The sequence below is a fragment of the Protofrankia sp. Cj3 genome (assembly GCF_917627355.1).
Taxonomy (GTDB): domain Bacteria; phylum Actinomycetota; class Actinomycetes; order Frankiales; family Frankiaceae; genus Protofrankia.
Genome location: NZ_CAKJTR010000001.1, coordinates 84,668 through 85,813, shown reverse-complemented (window position 1 = coordinate 85,813; position 1,146 = coordinate 84,668). Strand labels below are relative to the sequence as shown.

2 protein-coding genes are annotated in these 1,146 nt (G+C 63.8%); both read right to left on the bottom strand.

Going from position 1 to position 1,146, the window contains the following annotated elements:
- Window positions 1-618 (bottom strand): helix-turn-helix domain-containing protein (locus tag MJ783_RS00425; protein WP_239307882.1); only part of this gene is annotated, 618 nt, incomplete at its 3' end.
- A gap of 279 nt (window positions 619-897) precedes the next feature.
- Window positions 898-1,062, bottom strand: a complete 165-nt coding sequence (locus tag MJ783_RS00420; protein WP_305039467.1) for a type II toxin-antitoxin system PemK/MazF family toxin — start codon at window positions 1,060-1,062, stop codon at window positions 898-900.
- Window positions 1,063-1,146: the final 84 nt, after the last annotated feature.

The following is a 1,146-nucleotide window of genomic DNA, read 5'->3' as shown; positions in this document are numbered from 1 at the left end:
CCTGGCGAATAGGACCGCACCAGCGTTGAGGATGCGTTCACCCTTGACCAGGCCGAGGCCGCGCAGCAGGTCGAGGGGGTCACGGCTGAGCGGTTCGCTGACCCGCCCCCGGCGGACCGCATCGTCGAGCGCCCGTGCGATTTCCGCGTGGTCGAGGTCGTCGGGTGCCAGAGCGGCTGGCTCGATCTCCCACCGGTCGGATGTGTGCATCTGTTCGAGGAACAGCCGCTCGTACTCTTCACGGGACATGACGGCCGTGACCGCGCCGATTCTCTTGTAGGCGACACCTTTGTACCGGTAAGGCCGATACCGGCCCTGTGGGACTGCCACCACGATTACTTCCCGGCCTTCCGCGACGGTTACTCTCTCCATGGTCGGCATGATCTCGGGATCAAACGGCGCCAGCGCCGCATGAAGTTTCTCCAGCGTTTCGTCGGTGACCTGCTGACCCACGATGTGGCCGTCTGGACGGACACCGAACAGCACCCGACCGCCGTGCAGGTTTACCATCCCACATAGCGTGCGGGCTGCCGCCGTTCGCTGGCCCGTCGACTCCTTGAATTCCTGGTGATCAGATTCGCCCTCGGATGCCCACCTGGCAATCTGATCAGTAGCCACCGGCTCGGGTATCGAAGTCACAGTGGATCACATTACCTGTAACTGTCGCGTTCGATATAAGGATCTTCTGGGGTGGATGCAGTTTCTTGATCATTTTCGGCATGTCCTTCCAGCCAATGTGTCGCCGACTATCGTGTGATCTACGAGGTGCATGACGACGTCCTGCTCGGCCTCGTTGTCCCTGTCGCCCACCGTCACGGGGTCTACCACCGGATCTGATTTCGCATGTCCGTCCCGGATATCGGCCGCGAAGCCGGCGCACGGGATGATCTTTTGTCGCTACAGCACCAGGACCCGGCGCAGCCCTCGCTCTACGTCGGCGACCAGCCACGCGGGGATCTCGCCGACCCGGCTCTCGAGGTCGGCGCGGTCGAGGGTGGCGACCTGGGTGACATTGGCCACCGAGTCCTTCGGGATGCCGGTCACGGCCGCCGGCAGGAACAACGTTGCCCGGCATCGCGGCCAGCCGCAGATTCCTCGTCACGGCCACCACGACGACGGTGCGCAGTCTGCTGCGGTTGAAGGGGG